Source organism: Streptomyces sp. NTH33, assembly GCF_003236365.1.
In the GTDB taxonomy this organism is placed as follows: Bacteria; Actinomycetota; Actinomycetes; order Streptomycetales; family Streptomycetaceae; genus Streptomyces.
Window position 1 is genome coordinate 1 of sequence record NZ_POTZ01000606.1, and the last position, 3,424, is coordinate 3,424.

Below are 3,424 nucleotides of genomic sequence, written 5' to 3' on the forward strand. Positions count from 1 at the left end.
GTATCTCCCTGGGCGCCGGGCTGCTGCAGTACGCGGCCCAGGACCTGCGGTGGCTGTCGCTGCTGCCCGGAGCGGCGGGGGCCGCGCTGCTGGTGCCGGCCGTGCTGGGGCTGCTGCCGCGCGGCACGTACCGGGCGGCGCGCGGGCTGCCGTCCGTGGTGCTGCTGCGCGGGGTCGCGGCGGGCTCCTTCATCGCCGCCGAGTCCTTCGTACCGCTGATGCTCGTCACCCAGCGGGGGCTGTCCCCGACGCTGGCCGGGTTCTCCCTCGCGGCGGGCGGGGTCACCTGGGCGCTGGGCTCGTGGGTGCAGTCGCGGCCTCGGATGGCGCCGCACCGGGAGCGGCTGATGACCCTCGGGATGCTGCTGGTGGCCGCGTCCATCGCCGCCACGCCCAGCGTGCTGATCGACGCCGTGCCCGTCTGGACGGTCGCCGTCGCCTGGGCCTTCGGCTGCTTCGGCATGGGCCTGGTCATCGCCTCCACCAGCGTGCTGTTGCTGCGCCTGTCCGCCCCCGAGGAGGCCGGCGCCAACTCCGCGGCCCTGCAGATCTCCGACGCCCTGTCCAACGTCGTCCTGCTCGCCGCGGGCGGCGCCGCCTTCGCCGCCCTGGGCGGCGGCACGGTCGCCCACACGACGGCGACGGCCGCCGGCTCCGCCTCCCACCCGGCGGCGTTCGCGGCGGTGTTCCTGCCGATGGCGGGGGTGGCGCTGGCGGGGGTCTGGGTGACGAGGCGGTTGCGTAGCGTATAGATTAGTACCGTAATGACCCCAAGAATGGTACCGTTCTGGTATGGCTATGAATCTTCGTCTCCGTGACGACCAGCAGGAAGCTCTCAAGCAGCGGGCGGAGGAGGAGGGGCGCAGTATGCACGCAATAGTGCTTCAGGCCATCGACCGGTATCTGGAGCAGGAAGCGGACCGAGCCACGGTTCGCCGCCTGGGGGCCAAATACGCGGCGCAACATGCCGACCTTCTGAGGCGGCTGGGGGAGTAGATGAAGTACCTGACGGTCCAGGAGGCCCTGGACCTGGCCGAGCTGGCGTGCGGGGAGCAGGAGGTCGAGGTCCGTGACCTGGGCCTGCTCAGCTCGGCCCTTCATCGGCCGCGGTCGCAGATGTTCGGCGTCGAGGCCTACACGGACCTGTTCGAGAAAGCGGCGGCGCTGTTGCAGTCGCTCGCCGTGAACCATCCCTTGATCGACGGCAACAAGCGCACCGCGTGGATGTGCACCGTGGTCTTCCTCGACTTCAACGGGGCCGAAATGGTCGACGTCGATCAGGACGAGGCGTACAAGTTGGTCGTCGAGGTGGCGGCCGGGAGTCTGGAAGATGTGGGCCTGATCGCCCGGCGTCTGAGGGCACTGCACGAGTCGATGTGACCTCAGTCCCATCCCCGGGTGACGCCGTGCCGTTGCCGCGTTGGCACCACCGGGCCCCCGGTAGGGTGGCCCGGTTGTCATACGTAGCCGAGTACCCGAGCACAGCGAACCGGAGACCGTGACCATCACCGCCGCCGCCTCCTCTTCCCACCACCTCTCGCCCGCCTTCCCGGGGCGCGCCCCCTGGGGCACCGCCAGCAAGCTGCGTGCCTGGCAGCAGGCCGCGATGGACAAGTACGTCCAGGAGCAGCCACGCGACTTCCTCGCGGTGGCCACCCCCGGCGCCGGAAAGACGACCTTCGCGCTGACGCTCGCCTCCTGGCTGCTGCACCACCACGTCGTCCAGCAGGTCACCGTGGTCGCGCCGACCGAGCACCTGAAGAAGCAGTGGGCGGAGGCGGCCGCGCGGATCGGGATCAGGCTGGACCCGGAGTACAGTGCGGGCCCGCTCGGCAAGGAGTACCACGGGGTCGCCGTGACGTACGCGGGCGTCGGCGTCCGCCCCATGCTGCACCGCAACCGCGTCGAGCAGCGCAAGACCCTCGTCATCCTCGACGAGATCCACCACGCCGGCGACAGCAAGTCCTGGGGCGAGGCGTGCCTGGAGGCGTTCGAGCCGGCCACCCGGCGGCTCGCGCTCACCGGTACGCCGTTCCGGTCCGACACCAACCCCATTCCGTTCGTGACGTACGAGGAGGACGCGGCCGGCATCCGGCGTTCGGCCGCCGACTACACCTACGGCTACGGCTCCGCCCTCGCCGACAACGTCGTCCGCCCCGTCATCTTCCTCTCCTACAGCGGCAACATGCGCTGGCGCACCAAGGCCGGTGACGAGGTCGCGGCCAGGCTGGGCGAGCCGATGACCAAGGACGCGATCAGCCAGGCCTGGCGCACCGCGCTCGACCCGCGCGGCGAGTGGATGCCGGCCGTGCTGCGCGCCGCGGACCAGCGGCTGACCGAGGTCCGCAAGGCCATCCCGGACGCCGGCGCCCTGGTCATCGCCTCCGACCAGGACTCCGCCCGCGCCTACGCCAAGCTGATCCGCGAGATCACCGGCGACAGCGCGACGCTCGTCCTCTCCGACGACACCGGCGCCTCGAAGCGGATCGACGAGTTCAGCAACAACGAGGACCGCTGGATGGTGGCCGTCCGCATGGTGTCCGAGGGCGTCGACGTGCCCCGCCTCGCGGTCGGGGTGTACGCCACCACCATCTCCACGCCGCTGTTCTTCGCCCAGGCCGTCGGCCGTTTCGTACGGTCCCGGCGGCGCGGCGAGACCGCTTCCGTCTTCCTGCCGACCATTCCGGACCTGCTCACCTTCGCCAACGAGATGGAGGTCGAGCGCGACCACGCCCTCGACAGGCCGAAGAAGGACGGCGAGGAGGACCCGTACGCCGAGTCCGAGAAGGAGATGGAGGAGGCGAACCGGGAGCAGGACGAGGACACCGGCGAGCAGGACATGCTGCCCTTCGAGGCGCTGGAGTCCGACGCCGTCTTCGACCGGGTCCTCTACGACGGCGCCGAGTTCGGCATGCAGGCCCACCCGGGCAGCGAGGAGGAGCAGGACTACCTCGGTATTCCGGGGCTGCTGGAGCCCGAGCAGGTGCAGTTGCTGCTGCAGAAGCGGCAGGCCCGGCAGATCGCGCACAGCCGCAGGAGGCCGGCCGAGGAGGCCGACCTGCTCGAACTGCCCGCCGACCGGCGACCGGTGGTCACGCACAAGGAGCTGATGGAGCTGCGCCGGCAGCTCAACACGATGGTCGGCGCGTACGTCCACCAGAGCGGCAAGCCGCACGGGGTGATCCACAACGAACTGCGCCGTGTGTGCGGTGGCCCGCCCAGCGCGGAGGCGACGGCGGGGCAGTTGCGGCAGCGGATCGCCAAGGTGCAGGAGTGGGCGACGCGAATGAGGTGACGCTCCGCTGGGGGCGGGGGTTTTCCCACTCGCCCGCCCGTCTCGGTGGGTCGAGGGGTGACCGTCCCCGGGGCTGACTCTTATACACATCTGACGCTGCCGACGAATAGCCTTGTGTATATTTCGGTG

Annotated in this window: 3 protein-coding genes and 1 pseudogene; all 4 read left to right on the top strand. The window is 70.5% G+C overall.

Going from position 1 to position 3,424, the window contains the following annotated elements:
* A pseudogene (locus tag C1I97_RS33680) lies at positions 1-752 on the top strand (MFS transporter); the annotation flags it as partial.
* 46 nt (positions 753-798) lie between these two features.
* On the top strand, positions 799-996 hold the full coding sequence (locus C1I97_RS33685; protein WP_073946286.1) for an Arc family DNA-binding protein: 198 nt from the start codon (positions 799-801) through the stop codon (positions 994-996).
* Positions 997-1,380: a type II toxin-antitoxin system death-on-curing family toxin gene (locus C1I97_RS33690; RefSeq protein ID WP_111006813.1), complete on the top strand. Its 384-nt coding sequence runs from the start codon at positions 997-999 to the stop codon at positions 1,378-1,380. It abuts the gene before it with no gap.
* A 118-nt stretch (positions 1,381-1,498) separates the two neighbouring features.
* Complete coding sequence (locus C1I97_RS33695; protein WP_111006814.1) at positions 1,499-3,295, top strand: DEAD/DEAH box helicase; 1,797 nt, start codon at positions 1,499-1,501, stop codon at positions 3,293-3,295.
* Positions 3,296-3,424: the final 129 nt, after the last annotated feature.